General features: G+C 60.4%; 15 protein-coding genes and 2 pseudogenes. 6 read left to right on the top strand and 11 right to left on the bottom strand.

What is annotated here, in order from left to right; translation table 11 throughout:
* Positions 1-142 precede the first annotated feature (142 nt).
* The 3 genes from N7U68_RS08020 (at position 143) to yddG (ending at position 3,183) form a co-directional block, all read left to right on the top strand.
* A complete protein-coding gene (locus tag N7U68_RS08020) occupies positions 143-1,318 on the top strand; it encodes an acetyl-CoA C-acetyltransferase (protein ID WP_263048777.1) in 1,176 nt (391 codons plus the stop codon).
* 204 nt (positions 1,319-1,522) lie between these two features.
* Complete coding sequence (phbB, locus tag N7U68_RS08015; protein ID WP_263048776.1) at positions 1,523-2,245, top strand: acetoacetyl-CoA reductase; 723 nt, start codon at positions 1,523-1,525, stop codon at positions 2,243-2,245.
* A 74-nt stretch (positions 2,246-2,319) separates the two neighbouring features.
* Complete coding sequence (gene yddG, locus N7U68_RS08010; RefSeq protein WP_165196610.1) at positions 2,320-3,183, top strand: aromatic amino acid exporter YddG; 864 nt, start codon at positions 2,320-2,322, stop codon at positions 3,181-3,183.
* A gap of 128 nt (positions 3,184-3,311) precedes the next feature.
* On the opposite strand, the gene N7U68_RS08005 is transcribed toward yddG, so the two are convergent.
* The 3 genes and pseudogenes from N7U68_RS08005 to N7U68_RS07995 form a co-directional block, all read right to left on the bottom strand.
* Positions 3,312-3,482 (bottom strand): YdcH family protein, encoded by a 171-nt coding sequence (locus N7U68_RS08005; protein ID WP_165196612.1) that lies wholly within the window; start codon positions 3,480-3,482, stop codon positions 3,312-3,314.
* A 117-nt stretch (positions 3,483-3,599) separates the two neighbouring features.
* Positions 3,600-4,357: pseudogene (locus N7U68_RS08000) on the bottom strand (tRNA1(Val) (adenine(37)-N6)-methyltransferase).
* Positions 4,344-4,565, bottom strand: a complete 222-nt coding sequence (locus N7U68_RS07995; RefSeq protein ID WP_165196616.1) for a putative signal transducing protein — start codon at positions 4,563-4,565, stop codon at positions 4,344-4,346. The pseudogene N7U68_RS08000 and the gene N7U68_RS07995 overlap by 14 nt, the downstream one beginning before the upstream one ends.
* 54 nt (positions 4,566-4,619) lie before the next feature.
* On the opposite strand from N7U68_RS07995, the gene N7U68_RS07990 reads away from it, so the two are divergent.
* Positions 4,620-5,621, top strand: coding sequence for a polyprenyl synthetase family protein (locus N7U68_RS07990; RefSeq protein ID WP_263048775.1), 1,002 nt, complete (start codon positions 4,620-4,622; stop codon positions 5,619-5,621).
* Between the two features lie 70 nt (positions 5,622-5,691).
* On the opposite strand, the gene N7U68_RS07985 is transcribed toward N7U68_RS07990, so the two are convergent.
* The 3 genes from N7U68_RS07985 to N7U68_RS07975 form a co-directional block, all read right to left on the bottom strand.
* The gene (locus N7U68_RS07985) at positions 5,692-6,555 is read right to left on the bottom strand and encodes a 4-(cytidine 5'-diphospho)-2-C-methyl-D-erythritol kinase (RefSeq protein ID WP_241188122.1); all 864 of its coding nucleotides are present in this window, start codon (positions 6,553-6,555) and stop codon (positions 5,692-5,694) included.
* Positions 6,556-6,560: 5 nt separating this feature from the next.
* Positions 6,561-8,261 carry a tetratricopeptide repeat protein gene (locus tag N7U68_RS07980; protein WP_263048774.1) on the bottom strand — a complete coding sequence of 567 codons (1,701 nt, stop codon included), beginning with the start codon at positions 8,259-8,261 and terminating at the stop codon, positions 6,561-6,563.
* Positions 8,262-8,393: 132 nt separating this feature from the next.
* Positions 8,394-10,043 (bottom strand): electron transfer flavoprotein-ubiquinone oxidoreductase, encoded by a 1,650-nt coding sequence (locus N7U68_RS07975; protein WP_165196622.1) that lies wholly within the window; start codon positions 10,041-10,043, stop codon positions 8,394-8,396.
* 271 nt (positions 10,044-10,314) lie between these two features.
* Here N7U68_RS07975 and greA point away from each other — a divergent pair, with 271 nt between their 5' ends.
* Together greA and N7U68_RS07965 are read left to right on the top strand one after the other, a co-directional pair.
* Positions 10,315-10,785, top strand: a complete 471-nt coding sequence (gene greA, locus N7U68_RS07970) for a transcription elongation factor GreA (protein WP_165196624.1) — start codon at positions 10,315-10,317, stop codon at positions 10,783-10,785.
* A 15-nt stretch (positions 10,786-10,800) separates the two neighbouring features.
* Positions 10,801-11,823: a hypothetical protein gene (locus N7U68_RS07965; protein WP_165196626.1), complete on the top strand. Its 1,023-nt coding sequence runs from the start codon at positions 10,801-10,803 to the stop codon at positions 11,821-11,823.
* A 103-nt stretch (positions 11,824-11,926) separates the two neighbouring features.
* Here the strand turns inward: N7U68_RS07965 and N7U68_RS07960 are convergent, their stop codons facing one another.
* The 5 genes and pseudogenes from N7U68_RS07960 to N7U68_RS07940 all read right to left on the bottom strand — a co-directional run bounded on the left by N7U68_RS07960 (position 11,927) and on the right by N7U68_RS07940 (position 16,565).
* Positions 11,927-14,053, bottom strand: a complete 2,127-nt coding sequence (locus N7U68_RS07960; RefSeq protein WP_263048773.1) for a molybdopterin-binding protein — start codon at positions 14,051-14,053, stop codon at positions 11,927-11,929.
* Positions 14,050-14,540 (bottom strand): annotated as a pseudogene (gene mobB, locus N7U68_RS07955) (molybdopterin-guanine dinucleotide biosynthesis protein B). Before mobB ends, N7U68_RS07960 begins: the two are co-directional and overlap by 4 nt.
* Positions 14,537-15,139 (bottom strand): molybdenum cofactor guanylyltransferase MobA, encoded by a 603-nt coding sequence (gene mobA / locus N7U68_RS07950; protein ID WP_165196632.1) that lies wholly within the window; start codon positions 15,137-15,139, stop codon positions 14,537-14,539. Before mobA ends, mobB begins: the two are co-directional and overlap by 4 nt.
* A complete protein-coding gene (locus N7U68_RS07945; RefSeq protein WP_165196634.1) occupies positions 15,136-15,681 on the bottom strand; it encodes a hypothetical protein in 546 nt (181 codons plus the stop codon). Before N7U68_RS07945 ends, mobA begins: the two co-directional genes overlap by 4 nt.
* Positions 15,678-16,565, bottom strand: coding sequence for a formate dehydrogenase accessory sulfurtransferase FdhD (locus N7U68_RS07940; protein WP_263048772.1), 888 nt, complete (start codon positions 16,563-16,565; stop codon positions 15,678-15,680). The genes N7U68_RS07945 and N7U68_RS07940 overlap by 4 nt, the downstream gene beginning before the upstream one ends.
* Positions 16,566-16,600: the final 35 nt, after the last annotated feature.

Genomic DNA, 16,600 nt, shown 5'->3' with positions numbered 1-16,600 from the left:
ACAACGCAACCGTTGTGGCGACCCCGTGCATGCGATATGTCTGGGTGGCAAATGGTGGGGATGTTGTCGCGCGCAACACTGGAGTGTTGCACACTGGGATCATGCCCCATCTGGAAATTTTTTCTGGTGGAGAGACACATACATGACCAATGTCGTTATCGCATCCGCAGCCCGCACGGCTGTTGGCTCGTTCGGGGGCGCATTCGCAAACACGCCCGCACATGATCTGGGCGCCGCAGTGCTGGAGGCTGTCGTAGAACGTGCCGGGATCGACAAATCCGAAGTGTCCGAAACGATCCTTGGTCAGGTTTTGACCGCCGCGCAAGGGCAGAACCCTGCGCGTCAGGCGCATGTGAATGCTGGCCTGCCGATCGAAAGCTCGGCTTGGGGTCTGAATCAGGTTTGCGGTTCTGGTCTGCGGGCCGTCGCGCTGGGTGCGCAGCATATCCAATTGGGCGATGCCGCCATCATCTGTGCGGGTGGACAGGAGAACATGACGCTTAGCCCTCATGCCGCGCATTTGCGTGCAGGTCACAAGATGGGCGATATGAAGTATATCGACACGATGATCCGCGATGGTCTGTGGGATGCATTTAATGGCTACCACATGGGCCAAACCGCCGAAAACGTAGCCGAGCAGTGGCAGATCAGCCGTGATATGCAGGATGAATTCGCCGTTGCCAGCCAGAACAAGGCCGAAGCCGCGCAAAAGGCAGGCAAGTTCGACGACGAGGTGATCGCGTTCACCGTCAAGGGACGCAAGGGTGATATCGTCGTGGACAAGGATGAGTATATCCGCCACGGCGCGAATATCGAGGCAATGCAGAAGATGCGCCCGGCCTTTACCAAGGATGGCAGCGTAACAGCCGCCAATGCGTCAGGCCTGAATGATGGTGCAGCAGCCACCCTGCTGATGAGCGCCGATGACGCCAACAAACGTGGCATCGAGCCGCTGGCGCGCATTGCCAGCTACGCGACTGCGGGTCTGGACCCCTCGATCATGGGCGTCGGTCCAATCCATGCCAGCCGCAAGGCGCTGGAAAAGGCGGGTTGGTCCGTCGGCGATCTGGATCTGGTCGAGGCAAACGAAGCTTTCGCCGCGCAGGCCTGTGCCGTGAACAAGGACATGGGCTGGGATCCCAGCATCGTGAACGTCAACGGCGGCGCGATCGCGATCGGCCACCCGATTGGCGCGTCGGGTTGCCGGGTACTGAACACGCTGCTCTTCGAGATGAAGCGCCGGGGGGCCAAGAAAGGTCTCGCCACGCTCTGCATCGGTGGCGGCATGGGTGTTGCCATGTGTGTCGAGCGGGACTGACCTGACGATTGCGGCCCGCATAATATTCAAAGGGCGCCCGAATCGGCGCCCTTTTTTTGGCACATGGTGCGGCTGGCAAGATACCTTTGATAATCGAAGATTTTGTCGCGCAATAATATTGCGTATCACTGACCGAAACAGTAACAGAGTTACCAGTCCGATCTGCAACACTGACACAAGACATTGACATCAAGGAGAGACATCATGGCACGAACAGCACTCGTCACCGGCGGCTCGCGTGGTATTGGCGCGGCGATTTCCAAGGCCCTCAAGGCGCAAGGCTGCAACGTTGCCGCGACCTATGCAGGCAACGACGAGGCCGCCGCTGCCTTTACTGCCGAAACCGGCATCAAGACTTACAAATGGAACGCCGCTGACTACGACGCCAGCAAGGCAGGCATCGCGCAAGTCGAAGAAGAAGTCGGTCCGATTGATATCGTGGTCGCAAACGCGGGCATCACCCGCGACGCCCCGTTCCACAAGATGACGCCAGAGCAATGGCATCAGGTCATCGACACCAACCTGACCGGCGTTTTTAACACTGTACATCCTGTCTGGCCGGGAATGCGTGAACGCAAATTCGGCCGCGTGATCGTCATCAGCTCGATCAACGGACAAAAGGGCCAGTTCGCCCAAGTCAACTATGCCGCGACCAAGGCGGGCGATCTGGGCATCGTGAAATCGCTGGCCCAGGAGGGCGCGCGCGCGGGCATCACTGCGAACGCTGTTTGCCCCGGTTACATCGCCACCGAAATGGTCATGGCCGTGCCGGAAAAAGTTCGCGAATCCATCATCAGCCAAATCCCGGCGGGCCGTCTGGGCGAGCCGGAAGAGATCGCGCGCTGTGTGGCCTTTCTGGCCTCGGATGATGCGGGCTTTGTTAACGGATCGACCATCTCGGCGAACGGTGCGCAATTCTTCGTTTGACGCAAAAATAGTTTTACGCCATAGCGTTCGACGGCTGTCCAATCGGGGCAGCCGTTTCCGTTTTGGAGTGTGGGATGTCACGGGGTAAAGCGACGGGAATCGGGTTTGCGGCGGTTCTGCTGTGGGCGCTTTTGGCGCTCTTTACTGTGGGATCTGCGCCGGTACCCCCCTTGCAACTGAATGCGATGTGCTTTGGCATCGCCACGCTAATCGGCCTGATCTGGGTCGGGCGCAGTGGTGGGCTGGGTGATCTGCGCAAGGTGTCGTGGAAAGTTTATGCTTTCGGCACCGCCGGGCTGTTCGGGTATCATCTGCTCTATTTTACTGCATTGCGCCTAGCCCCGGCCGCCGAGGCCGGGCTGATTGCCTATCTATGGCCGTTGCTGATCGTGCTGTTCTCGGGATTGCTGCCCGGCGAACGGTTGCGAGCAGGGCATCTGATCGGCGCGGTGGTTGCGTTTGCCGGGGCGGCATTGATTATAGCCCGTGGCGGCACCAGCTTTGATGCGGATGCGCTGCCCGGATATGGTGCGGCGGCGCTCTGTGCGCTGACATGGGCCAGCTATTCGGTGCTTTCGCGACGGTTGGGCGACGTGCCAACCAACAGTGTGGCGGTGTTCTGCGCCGGCACAGCGTTACTGTCGCTGGTTGCACATTTGCTGTTCGAAGTGACGGTTTGGCCGGTGGGTGCACTGGGCTGGGCGTCAGTTCTCGCTCTGGGTCTCGGGCCTGTCGGGCTAGCCTTCTACGTGTGGGATATCGGGGTCAAGCGGGGCGATATCCAACTGCTCGGCGTGGCATCCTATGCCGCACCGCTGCTGTCGACGCTGGTGCTGATCCTCGCTGGCGTGGCCGCGCCGAGTGCTAGCCTCCTGATCGCAGCAGTGTTGATTGCTGGTGGAGCATTACTGGCGGCCAAAGCGGGCGGGGCGAATTGAACCAAGGCTGGTCCGATCCGCATAAACCCTGCCGCCCAGCATGTGACGCGGGGCGGTCCTGAGCGCATCACATGCGCCTAAGGCGTTTCGCGAAAAACCGATGTTCAGCCATCCGCGAAACGAAAAATTCAGGCCTCTGCTGAAAGGCGGGCGATTTCTTCCTTGAGTCGCAGCTTTTGCTTCTTCAACTCAGCGATTTGCAGGTTATTGGTCCCTGGCGCGCGCTGCGCCTCATCGACTTGGTTTGAGAGAACCTGGTGTTTTTTCTTCAACTCCTCGACATGCGAACTCAAGCTCATGCGTGTTCTCCTTGTTGGTTGGCTTCATCTAACAATTCGAGTGCATCACAAAACTGTCATGCTGTCACGCCGCGCGCGCAGCATATCGGTGGCAAACTGCCGATAATTTATCTGAATTCAGCCGCCAAAGGGCAATGACGCTCCGTGGCGGAGGATCAGTGCCGTCCGATCAGAGTAATTTTCACGGTCGCCGTCATGGCTGTCGCCCGCGTGTAGGATCCATGGGGCGTACAGGCGAAATGCCGCTCTGCCTCCTTTGCGCCCGCGCATCAGGACCAAACTCGCCGGGCGTCCGGTACGTGCGGCCAACGGCTGTACCTCAATACTGCCTAGATGGCCCATCGCATGGGCCAGCAAGTCAGGTAGCTTGTCGGCGCGGTGGATCACATGCACAAAGCCCCCCGGCGCGGCGCGGCGGGACGCGGCGCGCAGCCATTGCGCGAGTGGCGTCACCTCACCCAAGGCCGCCTCGCGACCGGGATCGCGGGCTGATAAACCCGCGGTCCGGTCGAAATAGGGGGGTTGGCAATCACATGATCAAAACGGTGCTGCGTGATTTCGCCCGGCATATCGGCCAGATCCCCGGTGACCACGTCTAGCGCGATGTCGTTCTCGGTGGCGTTGCGCCGTGCCAGATCTGCGTAGTTCTCTTGCATCTCTAGCCCGGTCAACTGTAGCCCCGGCACCCGAGCGCCAAGGCACAGGATCGCGGCCCCAGCGCCACAGCCCAGTTCCAGCACGGATTGGCCGGGTTTGGCGGTGACCGATGCGGCCAAGAGCACCGGATCGACGCCTGCACGATAACCGGTGCGCGGCTGATAGAGGTGCAGTTGCCCCCCTAGAAACGCATCATGGCTTAGATCAAGGGCCGTCATGCACCTCGATCCCATTGTCACGCAGTGCCCTTGCGGCGGGTGTGAAATCATCCGGATGCACCATCAGGCGACGGGGGAAAATGCCGATGCCGCCTTCGAGAACGCTCATATTTACGTCCATTTCAAAGCAGTCTATACCCTCGCCCTGAAGCAGAGCCTGAGCAAACGCTATTGTGGCCATATCCGTGGTACGTAGCAATTGTTTCATGGGATTGATTTAGGGATCGCGGCCCGCAATGTCGAGCCGCCCGCGAGGATTGGGATGGGACTGGATCACGCCGCCATAAAACCGCATGAACAGATGGCCGAGCGTTTCGACGGCAAGCTGACGGCTGTCAATGCGCTGATCGCCGAGCGGATGGCGTCACGTCATGCGCCGCGGATCCCTCAAGTGACTGCGCATCTGGTTGAAGCGGGCGGCAAGCGTCTGCGCCCGATGCTGACCCTCGCCGCCGCCGACCTGAGCGGGTATGTGGGCGATCACGACGTGCGATTGGCCGCCACGGTCGAGTTCATTCACACTGCGACGCTCTTGCATGACGACGTCGTGGACGAAAGCGCACAGCGGCGGGGCAGGGCCACGGCGAACCTGCTGTGGGACAATAAATCCAGCGTTCTGGTGGGTGACTACCTGTTTTCGCGCGCATTTCAGTTGATGGTCGAAACCGGCAGCCTGCGGGTGCTGGACATTCTCGCGAATGCTTCTGCCACGATCGCAGAGGGCGAAGTGCTGCAGTTGACTGCCGCGCGCGATCTGGCCACGACCGAGGATATTTACCTGCAGGTGGTGCGGGGCAAAACGGCAGCCCTTTTTTCTGCGGCGACCGAGGTGGGCGGTGTGATCGCCGCTGCGCCAGAGGTTCAGACCCGCGCGCTATTCGACTATGGCGATGCGCTGGGGATCGGGTTTCAGATTGTTGACGACCTGCTGGATTTTCGCGGCGATACGGCGGCAACGGGCAAAAATATCGGTGACGATTTTCGCGAGCGCAAGCTGACCTTGCCAATCATCAAGGCGGTCGCGGCCGCAGACGCGACCGAGCGCGCGTTCTGGCAGCGCACCATCGAGAAAGGTGATCAGCGCGACGGTGATCTGGAACAGGCCATCGCGTTGATGCACGCGCACCGCACATTGGATGCGACGCAGGCCGATGCGCTGGCATGGATCGCGCGGGCCAAGGATGCGTTGGCACCTCTGCCCGATCATCCGGTACGCCAAATGCTGGCCGACCTTGCGGATTACGTCGTCGCGCGGGTGTCCTGACACGCCATTTTCAGACAGGCGGCTTCCGTGACGGCTGAAGTAAATACCATTGCGCCGATTTTGAGGTGTTTCAGCTGTTCAGCTGAGTCGCCGTGATCCACCAACTGGGGAATGCCTCGCTGAGGCGGCCAGCAGCAGAGGCAGCAGTTTCTTCGTCGCCATAGAGGCCGAAACATGTGCCACCAGAGCCAGACATCCGCGTTAGCAGGCACCCCGGTGTCACTTCGAGCGAGGCAAAGACCTGACTGATGACGGGTTCGCATTCGATGGCGGCGTCCTGTAGATCGTTTCGCATGCCAGCCAGCCATGCAATCAGACCGGATGCATCTGTTCCAATCGGAAGATCGTCAGGCATCGCTGGATTGTTCCGATTGCGCAACCTTTGAAATACTTCTGCCGTCAGTACGGGAATCTTGGGGTTCACCAGCACTGCATGAAGCGTCGGCATACCGCGTACAGGCGTGACCAGATCACCAATGCCGCTCATCCGGGCCGCACCAACGCCAGCCGCACATACCGGAGCATCGGCACCCAAAGCCAACACATCGGCAGGAATGGGTCGCCCGCTGAGTTCGGCAAGTGCGCGAATGGTGGCGGCAGCGTCAGAAGAACCACCACCGATGCCTGCGGCAATCGGCAGGTGTTTTTCCAGCGTCAGTGCCGCCGACACCCCCATCAGCGTGGCTGCCCTGTAAACAAGGTTATCGGCGCCTTTAGGCACGCGATGCGCTGTCGGCCCAACGACGCGCAGGCTGGTCTGCTCTGCTGCACTGGCGCGCACATGATCGCCCACATCGGCAAACATGACCAGCGAATCCAGCGTGTGATAGCCATCCGACCGCTGTCCCGTCACATGCAGTGTCAGGTTAATCTTGGCAGGGGCAAAGGATTCGACAACCCGGCTCATAGTCGCGTGATGCATAGTATCGCCCATGTGTTTTATCCCTCGTCATCCGCTACACGAAGAGGCGGAGCGCCTTCTTCTGCAAGCACCTTGTCCAGACCCACTTCCAGCTTGCGTCGGATACGGTCCGGATCCACGTCCGGGGCCGGGTTTTCTTCGTCCACGAATGACAACGCACGGCGCCACTGAAATTTTGCCTCGATGACGCGGCCTACGGCCCACAGGACATCGCCCAGATGATCATTGACCACCGGATCGACTGGCATCAGTTCTGCCGCCCGTTCCATATGGCCGATGGCCTCGTCATAGCGGCCCAGACGGTATAGCCCCCAACCCAGTGAATCGACGATGAAACCACTGTCGGGTTGCGCGGCAACGGCGCGCTCGATCATGTCCAGCGCCTCGTCCAGCTTGGTCTTTTTCTCGACCAGCGAATAACCCAGATAATTCAGCACTTGCGGCTGTTCCGGGTTCAGCTCCAGCGCGCGGCGAAAATCTGCCTCGGCCTGATCCCACAGGCCTTGGCGCTCTAGGGTGATGGCGCGGGCGTAATGGACGAACCATTGCGCGCTGTCGCGCGCATCATAGAGCGTGATCGCGGCATCATAGGCGGCCGTGGCCTTTTCAAACTGTTCCATCTGACGGAACAGATCGCCCAGCGACGCATGTGCGATGGGCAAGTCAGGATGGCTTTCGGTCAACTGTTCCAGCACTTCGACGGCGGCATCTGTCTTGCCTGCGCGTCGCAACGCCTCGGCGCGACCCAGTTCGGCGGCGTGAAAGGCCGGATGATCCCGCGGCACACGCTTGTAAGCGTCTGTCGCCAATTCAAACTGACCCAGCGCATCCAGCAGTTCCGCGGCCATGATACGTGCGTCAATGTGACCTTTGCTGAGATATTCGGCAAGGCGCGTGTAAAACAGAACGTAGTCCTCGCTGGTATCCGCCAGCAGCGCACGTCCCAGTGAATAAAAAACTTCAGCGACACCTTCGCGAGCACTTTCAATGCGGCTGAAGTTCAATCTTTCTCCAGCGACCAGTCGGGCGCGCAGGGCGGCAATCTGTGGATCAAGATCGCCACCGAATGCCTCGTCGATCACCTTGATGGCGTCTTCGTTGCGTTCCAGTTGGCTCAGCACTTCAGCCCATGCAATCGCGCCACGCCGGGTTGCCTGCATCGGACCGTCAGTTTCACCAGCATAGATCGCATCGGCGGATTCGTAGTCACCCACAGAGGCCAGTGCCAGCGCCTTGTGATAGATGGCAAAGCTGCGCAGTCCACGTTCGCCTGCGACCTCGTCAAACAGATCCAGCGCGCTGGCCATGTCGCCCTGTCCCAGTGTTGCCCACGCTGCAATCAGACCATCGGCCAGCGGGCCGACGCCACGTTCATCCGCGATCCGTTTCAGCACGGCATCGTAATCACCGCGCTCAACCTCTTCGGCGAGCAGAACCATCTGCGCCACCTGACTGCGGATATCACCGTCCTCCATCCGGCGGGCGATCGGCAGGGCGCGATCAACGTAGCCCAGCGACAACTGTGCCGCGACGGTATGTTCTAGAATGCTGGGGTTCGAGGGGTCTTCGGCCAGAGCGCGCGTGAAATAGAACGCGGCGTTCTCGTAATCGTTTTGATAGCGCGCCTGCCGGGCGGCCAGATATGCGCCCGAAGGCTCGTCCGCACGCGCGGGTGCTGGCGGAAGCGCGAGCGCCGCAGCCAGAGCGAATAGGGTCATGGATCGGAAAATCACGCTCGGGTTTGCCTGTTTTGATTGCCTCAGTGCCGCATAACCTAGACCGCGCGGCACGCAAGGGCAATGCCGGGCGGCAATACGCCGCCCACCAGATGCATGAAATTCACGGGAGTTTTACATATTGGGATAGTTCGGCCCGTCGCCGCCCTGTGGTGTGGTCCAGTTGATATTCTGGGCAGGATCCTTGATGTCGCAGGTCTTGCAATGCACGCAGTTCTGAAAGTTGATCTGAAAGCGTGGCTCCTTGCCATCCTCCTCGACAAATTCATAAACACCAGCCGGACAGTAACGTGCCGAAGGACCGGCAAATTTCGGCAAGTTTACCGCGACCGGAATACTCGGGTCCTTCAGCTTGAGATGCGCTGGCTGGTTTTCGTCGTGGTTGGTCATCGAAAAGCTGACATTGGTCAGCCGATCAAAGCTGAGCTTACCATCAGGTTTGGGATAGCTGATTTGCTTGTGCTTATCGGCGGGTTCGGTTGCATCGGCGTCGTTCTTGCCGTGCTTGATCGTCCCAAACAGTGAAAAGCCCAGCGTGTTCGTCCACATGTCCATGCCGCCCAGAGCCAGCGACGCCAGCAGGCCGTATTTGGACCACAGAGGTTTGACGTTGCGAACTTTCTTCAGGTCTTTGCCGATCGCGCCTGTGCGCACTTCGGTCTCGTAATCATTCAGTTCGTCACCAGTGCGCCCGCCCTCAATAGCGGTATGCGCTGCCTGAGCTGCGGCCATCCCACTGAGCATGGCGTTATGGTTGCCCTTGATACGCGGCACGTTGACCATGCCTACCGAACATCCCAGCAGTGCCACGCCGGGCGCCACCATCTTGGGCATCGACTGATATCCACCCTCCGAGATGGCGCGCGCACCGTAGGCCACACGTTTGCCGCCTTTCAGCAGCTCTGCGACCATCGGATGATGCTTGAACCGTTGGAATTCCATATAGGGATAGAGGTGCGGGTTCTTATAGTTCAGGTGCACGACAAAGCCGACATAGACCTGATTATTCTCCAGATGATAAATAAAGCTGCCGCCACCCGCATTGCCGCCCAATGGCCAGCCCATCGTGTGCGTGACACTGCCCTCGCGGTGCTTGTCCGGGTCGATTTCCCAGATTTCCTTCATGCCGAGCCCGAATTTTTGCGGCTCTTTGCCTTGGCTGAGGTCGTATTTTGCGATCACTTCCTTGGCCAGTGATCCGCGCACGCCCTCGGAGAGAAAGACATACTTGCCATGCAACTCCATGCCCGGCTCATAGTTCGGTCCCTTGCTGCCGTCTGGGGCAATGCCAAACTCGCCGGCGACCACGCCCTTGATCTCGCCATTGTCGCCATAAACCAGTTCAGAGCAGGCCATGCCGGGGAAAATCTCGACGCCCAGCGCCTCGGCCTGTTCGGCCATCCAGCGACAAACATTACCCATCGAAACGATGTAATTGCCGTGGTTGTTCATCAGCGGCGGCATAGGGAAATTGGGAATGCGGATCTGACCTGCTTCGCCCAGCATATAAAAGTTGTCATCCTTAACAGGCACATTCACCGGCGCGCCCTTTTCCTTCCAGTCCGGGATCAGCTTGTCCAGACCACAGGTATCCAGCACCGCGCCCGATAGGATATGGGCACCGACCTCGCTGCCTTTTTCCAGCACCACGACTTCGCGTTCGGGGTTCAATTGCTTGAGATGGATCGCGGCGCTCAGCCCGGCGGGGCCTGCGCCCACGATCACTACATCGTATTCCATCGTTTCGCGCGCCGTGTCGGACATCGGGTCATCCTTTCAAAAATGGGCTCGGATCATGTAGATCGGGCCAGCAACAAAGTTGCGCATGTGCGTAGCGCGGCGGGCGGGCAGGCGTCAATTGAAACACGACGTTAAACCGGTTGGAAAACGGCAAAATCTCTACTAGGTGCAGCGCGATTGCGCCGCTCTGCCGCTTCGTCTATTGCAAATGCGTGGTAGGTCAGGGCAGTCTGATGCGACCTTGAAAAGCTTGGGCAGGTGCGCATATGGCGTCTGCGACTAGGGGGATGCGAAAATGGAAAAAATCCCGATGACACGTGCGGGCCACGCGGCGCTGGAAACAGAGCTGAAACACCTGAAATCGGTTGAACGCCCGGCGATCATTCGTGCCATCGCCGAGGCGCGCGAACATGGCGACCTGTCGGAAAACGCCGAATATCATTCCGCCAAGGAAAAGCAGAGCTTTATCGAAGGGCGCATCAAGGAACTGGAAGGCGCGCTCGGCCTTGCCGAAGTGATCGATCCGGCCAAATTGTCCGGCACGATCAAATTCGGAGCCACAGTGACGCTGGTGGACGAAGATACTGATGAAGAAAAAACCTATCAGATCGTCGGTGAATACGAGGCCAGTATCGAAAAAGGCCTGTTGAATATCAAATCCCCCATCGCCCGTGCCCTCATCGGCAAGGAGGAGGGCGACAGCGTCGAGGTGCGTACGCCGGGTGGGGATCGTGCCTATGAAGTGCTGAAAATCGCATACGTCTGATCAAGGTGGCTAATCATGCCTGACCCCAAGTCGACCCGCCCCACGTCGCTGGGGATATACGACAAGACACCGCAAACGCCGATCACTGGTATCGAGGTGGCGGCGATTGTGCTGTCGGGTCTGTGGTTGGTCGGGTCTGCGGTTTTCTTTCTGGTGCTGGTCCCGCGTGGTGCGTTGGGCGGCCCTGGGGGGGCGTTCGATTTCCTGCTGACGATGCTGGCGGTTTTCCTGCCCGTGGCGATGATCTGGGTGGCCGCAACGGCGGCGCGCTCGACCAAGGTCATGCGAGAAGAGAGTCGACGCTTGCAGGCCGCCATCGATGCGATCCGTCAGGCCTATGTGGTCCAGAATCAGTCCGGGACACGCACCCCAGAGGGGGCCTCGGTGTCCCGTAAACTGGACGAGATCGCAGCGGCACAGCGCAAGACGGAAACCGCGCTCGCGACGTTCTCGACGTCGCGGCAGCCTGCGACACCGCGCGCTGCTGCACGGGCCGTCACACCACCGGCCGCCGACGGCGATCAGGTCGCGCTGCCTTTGGGCACATCAGCCGAAGAAATACGTCCGCCGCTCTCGACCGACGATTTCATTCGTGCGCTTAATTTTCCCGAAACCGTCGAAGACAAAGTTGGCTTTGACGCCCTGCGCAAGGCGCTGAAAGACCGGCCAACGGCCCTGCTGATACAGGCGGCACAGGATATTCTGACGCTGCTCAGTCAGGATGGCATCTATATGGACGACCTGCGCCCCGACATGGCGCGCCCTGAAATATGGCGCCGTTTCGGTGCGGGTGCGCGCGGCCGCGAAATTGCGGCACTGGGTGGTATCCGTGATCGATCGTCTTTGGCGCTCAGCGCCGCGCGGATGAAGAAAGATCCGATCTTCCGCGATGCGGCGCACCACTTCCTGCGCCGCTTTGACCGGATGTTCGCCAGTTTTGCCGAAACCGCCAGCGATGCCGAAATATCGGAACTGTCAGACACGCGCACTGCCCGCGCCTTTATGTTGCTGGGACGGATCGCAGGTACTTTCGACTAAGGGGCAAAAACCACCCCACTTTCATCGCTCTCTAAAGCGTTTTGTATTTAATCTGATCCACAGATTTGATGCAAAAGGCCCCAAATACTGCAATGGCAGATGGCTACAGCCCGAAACTGCCGTAGGGGATGTAGCGCACCATATCCCCCGGCGCGATCTCTGCCGCGCCGTCCGGCAGCTCAACCAGCCCTTCCGCCCAGCTTAGCCCACTGATCCGCCCCGATCCCTCTGAAGCAAAAACCTCGGCGCGCCCGTCGCGTATGCGTGCGCGCAGATATTCGCGCCGCCCGGGTTTCTTGCGCTTGGTAAACCCGGCAGGCACATCAAAGCCTTGCGGCAACGTCCAGCCTGTCCCGGCCATCAGTCCCAGCGCGGGTCGCGCAAAAATCAAGGTACAGACCAACGCGGCAACCGGATTGCCGGGCAGGCCAAAAACTGGCGTGCCCCGCCATATGCCCAAAGCCAGCGGTCGGCCGGGCTTCAGCGCGATGCGCCAGTGGCTAAGAGCGCCGCTTTCCTTCAGTAACGCCGAAACATGGTCCTCATCACCCGCCGATGCGCCGCCGGAGGTCAGGATTGCATCGCTGGTATCGGCGGCGCGATCCAGTGCTGCGCGCAGCGCGTCGCGATCATCCGGTGCGCGCCCCATATCATTGCACGCGAACCCCATCTGCGTCATCAGCGCGTGCAGCATCGGGCGGTTCGCGTCATAGATCTGGCCGGGCGTTGCGGGTTCTCCGGGTTCGCGTAACTCATCGCCGGTGGACAGGATCGCGACCTGCAACCGATCATAGACCGGTACGCGGTCGGTGCCCGTTGCAGCCAGCAGGGCCAGATCGGCGGGGGTTAGTACGCGGCCAGCGGGCAATATCTCCATGCCCCCGCATACGTCCTCGCCCGCCTTCCGAGCGTTGGATCCGGGCTTGACCCCGCCCCGAAAGGCGATCTGGCGACCATCGCACTGTACGTCCTCTTGCAGTATGACGGTGTCGACGCCATCAGGCAGGATTGCGCCCGTCAGGATGCGGATTGCTGTTCCGGGGGGCACGTTCCCACCGTACGGCACCCCTGCGGCGGCTCTGCCGTCGCAGAGCGGCAAAACTTGATCGCCGGTGCCGAGGCTATCGAATGCAAAACCATAACCGTCCACAGCCGAATTCGGGGCAGGTGGGTTCGACCGACGTGCAGTGACAGGCGTGGCCAGCACCCGACCAAGGGCGGCCTTCAGCGCCACTTGACCTTGTCCCACCACCGGATGCAGTCGTGCGCGTAACGCCTCGAGCGCATCATTCACCGGGGTCCAGTCCACACCGGCAGGCAGGGCGAAGCAATCGTCGCGCAGGGGCGGCGGCGCGAGCGGGGATCCTTGGGCCAGAGCGCAGAGCGCGGATGCGTGACCCGTGCCCAACACCCACGCCTCTTCGCGGGCCTCGGCGGGGATGTCTTTCATCATTGTGGTCAGCGCCTCGGGTGCCAGCCGTGATAGCGCGCCTGCCAACAGGCGAACCTGCACCCGGTCACGTATCTCGGTCCCATCGCGGGCGATCTGGGCTTTGACGGCAGCCTCGATCAGACCGGGCCAGATTTCCGCCAGCACAACAGGCGCATCGTGCCACGCCCCGAATGGCCAGACCGCCACGCCGTTCATTCGGCGCAGGCGTGACAACATCGGCAGGCCCATCAGGGCTTGGCTGCCCACAGTTGGATTGAAAAAGAGCTGAAAGCAGCTTGATGGTGTATTGGCCCCCCTGTCGCAGCTGCGTTTCTCGGCGACCCGGTCAAATGGGATGCCGATTTTACGATATGGGACACCCGGCCACCTGTCCTGATGACTCTTGCCCCAGAATGGTCCCGGTCCGGCAAACAGCGCATTGATCGTTTCGGCGACCTCGAACCGGTTGTTTACCCCTTCGGGCGTGTCGGTAATCTGCGCCGCGAGCCAGTCCCACAGCGCCAGAGGATCATCCTTTCCGGTCACGATCCGGGCAAATCCTTTTGGATAGCCAAACGGAAAATCAAACCCGATCAGCATACGTCGCCCGGCGTCTTGTTCGGTGCGGATGATTTCTGTGAGGCGCGTTTCAGCATCGATCCGGTTGCGGCAATAGATAGGTTCTTGCGCTACGCCGTCCTGCACGAATCCCAGCCATATCGCATCTTTGGATGGGTTCACGGGCGCGCGTTTGGCGGCGGACCAGTCCACCACCAGAAAACTGTCGAACCCGGTCACAATCCAACCTCGGAAAGGATAAAGTCAGCGATGGCGATGGTGTCATCCAGATTGAACACCGGACGATCAAGATCGAGCGGCGTATCGCTGGCCACGGCAAGGATCGTCGGGTCGTCGCGCGCAATCAGCGCATTGCCAGTGACCGCACGAAATGCTTCGATCTTGGGGTGGGCGTCACGTTTGTAACCTTCTACCAGCACCAAATCGACCGGAGAGAGCCGTGCCAACAGTGCGGAGAGGGGGGCTCGTCCGCGCCGCGTAATTCCTGCATCAACGCGATCCGGCTGTGCGATGCCAGCAATACTTCGGTCGCGCCGGCGATCCGGTGGCGATGGCTGTCCTTGCCGGGCTGATCGACGTCAAAACTGTGATGCGCGTGCTTGACCGTCGATACACTCAGGCCGCGTGATGTGATCTCTGCCACCAGCCGTTCCATCAGTCCGGTCTTGCCGGCGTTTTTCCACCCGGTGACGCCAAATAGCTTCATGTCGCGCCCTCAAGCATGGTGCGGGCGCGATTCAGATCCGCGGGCGTGTTGACGTTGAAAAAGGGATCGCCGCATTCTTCAAATAGTGCGGTCTGTGCGCCGTGCTGCTCCGTCCACATCACCACCTTGCGCAACCCATCCTGTAATGCAGTGCGCAGATCGTTGCGTAGCGCGACGGGCCAGATGCCGAATGTCGGCTGTCGGCCATCCGGCGTGGCCGACAGCGCCAGTGGCGCGTCCATGCCATCGGCGGCCAGCATCAGGCGTGGCACCAGATCGCAAGGGAAAAACGGCGTGTCCGCGGCGACGCTTACCACGGTTTCCGCACCTTGCGCGGCGGCCCAGTCAAGCCCGGCCAGCACACCGGCCAATGGGCCGACGAATCCTTCCACCGGATCGGGCAGAACGGGTAGGCCGAACGCGGAAAATCGCGCCGGATCGCCGTTAGCGTTGAGCGCGACGGAGGCAACCTGCGGCGCAATCCGGTCGATGACATGGCTGATCAGCGTGCCAGCGCCCAGCGGCAGCAACCCTTTGTCGCCGCCACCCATACGCGTCGCCCGCCCACCGGCAAGGATGATGCCGAGCGGCTGTTTCATCGCGCACGCCTCGCGTCATCACGCCACGCCCTGAGGCGTGCCAGCGTTTCATCGCGCGGTTCCGGCACCTCTGAAATCGGGACAACCGACACGAAAAACGGCGTGCGAAAAATGACAGCGCGATCGGTCATGGATATGTCGTGTACCACCGTCCATGGCGTTCGCCAGTCCTGCGCATACGTCACCATTCGGAACCCGGCCGCATCGAAATCGTAGATCACTTCAGAGCCGACACCGAATATATCACGCTCGCCAAGGCCCATGCGCCGGTTCACTCTTTGGTTGATCAGATAGAGTGCTGAAAACCCAAGGATCGCGCCCACAATCCCGAGGCTGGTTTCGGCACCAAATCCCAAGCCGAAATATCTGGACACGGACACCGCACCAAACCACCCGACCAAAAGCGCAAAGGTCGCGGTCGCGATGCTGGCGAGGCATCTGATTAGCCACGCATCCCACCCCATGTTCTTACGGTAGTTGCGCATTTCCTTCTCCCAGTCTTCGGTCAAGGTGTAGCGCACTGTTACCTGTCGCGCGCTCATTCCGGTGCCCCCTTGCGCCGATGCTTGGGCGATTCGGCGGGCACGGCGGCCGGATCCGCGTCCCGTACCAGCCGTTCTTCGCCGCTGAGGCAGATGAAACGCTGCCCGCGCATCCGTCCGATCAATGTCAGACCGACCTGCTGCGCGATCTCGACCCCCCAAGCGGTAAAGCCCGAGCGTGAGGCCAGCACCGGAATGCCCATCAATGCGGTTTTAATCACCATTTCCGAGGTCAGCCGCCCGGTGGTATAGAGCAGCTTGCCCTCGGCGCTGATGTTTTCCGACAGCATCCAGCCGGCGATCTTGTCCACGGCGTTATGACGCCCGACATCTTCCATATAGACCAATGGCTGTGCTCCCTCACACAGGACAGTGCCGTGGATCGCACCGGCCTCCAGGTAGAGCGACGGGGTGAGGGTGATCAGATGCGCCAACGCATAGAGGTCAGATGTTTTCACCTGACTGCCCGGCAGTTGCACGCCCTCGAGCCCTTCCATCATATCGCCAAAGACGGTTCCGACAGCGCAGCCGCTGGTGCGGGTCTTCTTGCGCAGCTTGTCCTCGTAGGTGGTCTGCCCGTCTGTGCGCACCACCACGGTTTCCAGATCGTCGTCATAGTCGACCCGCAGCACGGTTTCACCGTCCTGCAACATGCCCTGATTGCGCAGGAATCCCAGCGCCAGATATTCGGGGTAATCCCCGATGGTCATCGCCGTCACGATTTCCTGCGCGTTCAGGAAAATGGTCAGCGGGCGTTCTTCTACCACGTTGATCGTCTGGGCTTGGCCGTTGTGATCGGTGCCTGTCACTGCCCGCGTCAGCCCCGGCGCGGCAGGGTTGGGAGCGATCAAGTAACCAGAGGCGGGCAGGGTGCTACGGGGCAATTGTGTCTCCTGTCGTTTCCCGGTAGTCGGAAAGC

It is taken from the genome of Roseovarius pelagicus (assembly GCF_025639885.1).
In the GTDB taxonomy this organism is placed as follows: Bacteria; Pseudomonadota; Alphaproteobacteria; order Rhodobacterales; family Rhodobacteraceae; genus Roseovarius; species Roseovarius pelagicus.
The sequence above is the reverse complement of the archived record's forward strand: the minus strand, read 5'-3'. Positions and strand labels throughout refer to the sequence as shown.

Excerpts from the sequence above, each read along its gene's own strand:
- N7U68_RS08020 (WP_263048777.1), top strand. The coding sequence starts at position 143 with ATGACCAATGTCGTTATCGCATCCGCAGCCCGCACGGCTGTTGGCTCG.
- N7U68_RS07995 (WP_165196616.1), bottom strand. The coding sequence starts at position 4,565 with ATGAAACAATTGCTACGTACCACGGATATGGCCACAATAGCGTTTGCT.
- N7U68_RS07990 (WP_263048775.1), top strand. The coding sequence starts at position 4,620 with ATGGGACTGGATCACGCCGCCATAAAACCGCATGAACAGATGGCCGAG.
- greA (WP_165196624.1), top strand. The coding sequence starts at position 10,315 with ATGGAAAAAATCCCGATGACACGTGCGGGCCACGCGGCGCTGGAAACA.
- N7U68_RS07945 (WP_165196634.1), bottom strand. The coding sequence starts at position 15,681 with ATGAGCGCGCGACAGGTAACAGTGCGCTACACCTTGACCGAAGACTGG.
- N7U68_RS08005 (WP_165196612.1), bottom strand. The coding sequence starts at position 3,482 with ATGAGCTTGAGTTCGCATGTCGAGGAGTTGAAGAAAAAACACCAGGTT.
- yddG (WP_165196610.1), top strand. The coding sequence starts at position 2,320 with ATGTCACGGGGTAAAGCGACGGGAATCGGGTTTGCGGCGGTTCTGCTG.
- N7U68_RS07980 (WP_263048774.1), bottom strand. The coding sequence starts at position 8,261 with ATGACCCTATTCGCTCTGGCTGCGGCGCTCGCGCTTCCGCCAGCACCC.
- N7U68_RS07985 (WP_241188122.1), bottom strand. The coding sequence starts at position 6,555 with ATGGGCGATACTATGCATCACGCGACTATGAGCCGGGTTGTCGAATCC.
- phbB (WP_263048776.1), top strand. The coding sequence starts at position 1,523 with ATGGCACGAACAGCACTCGTCACCGGCGGCTCGCGTGGTATTGGCGCG.
- N7U68_RS07975 (WP_165196622.1), bottom strand. The coding sequence starts at position 10,043 with ATGTCCGACACGGCGCGCGAAACGATGGAATACGATGTAGTGATCGTG.
- mobA (WP_165196632.1), bottom strand. The coding sequence starts at position 15,139 with ATGAAACAGCCGCTCGGCATCATCCTTGCCGGTGGGCGGGCGACGCGT.
- N7U68_RS07965 (WP_165196626.1), top strand. The coding sequence starts at position 10,801 with ATGCCTGACCCCAAGTCGACCCGCCCCACGTCGCTGGGGATATACGAC.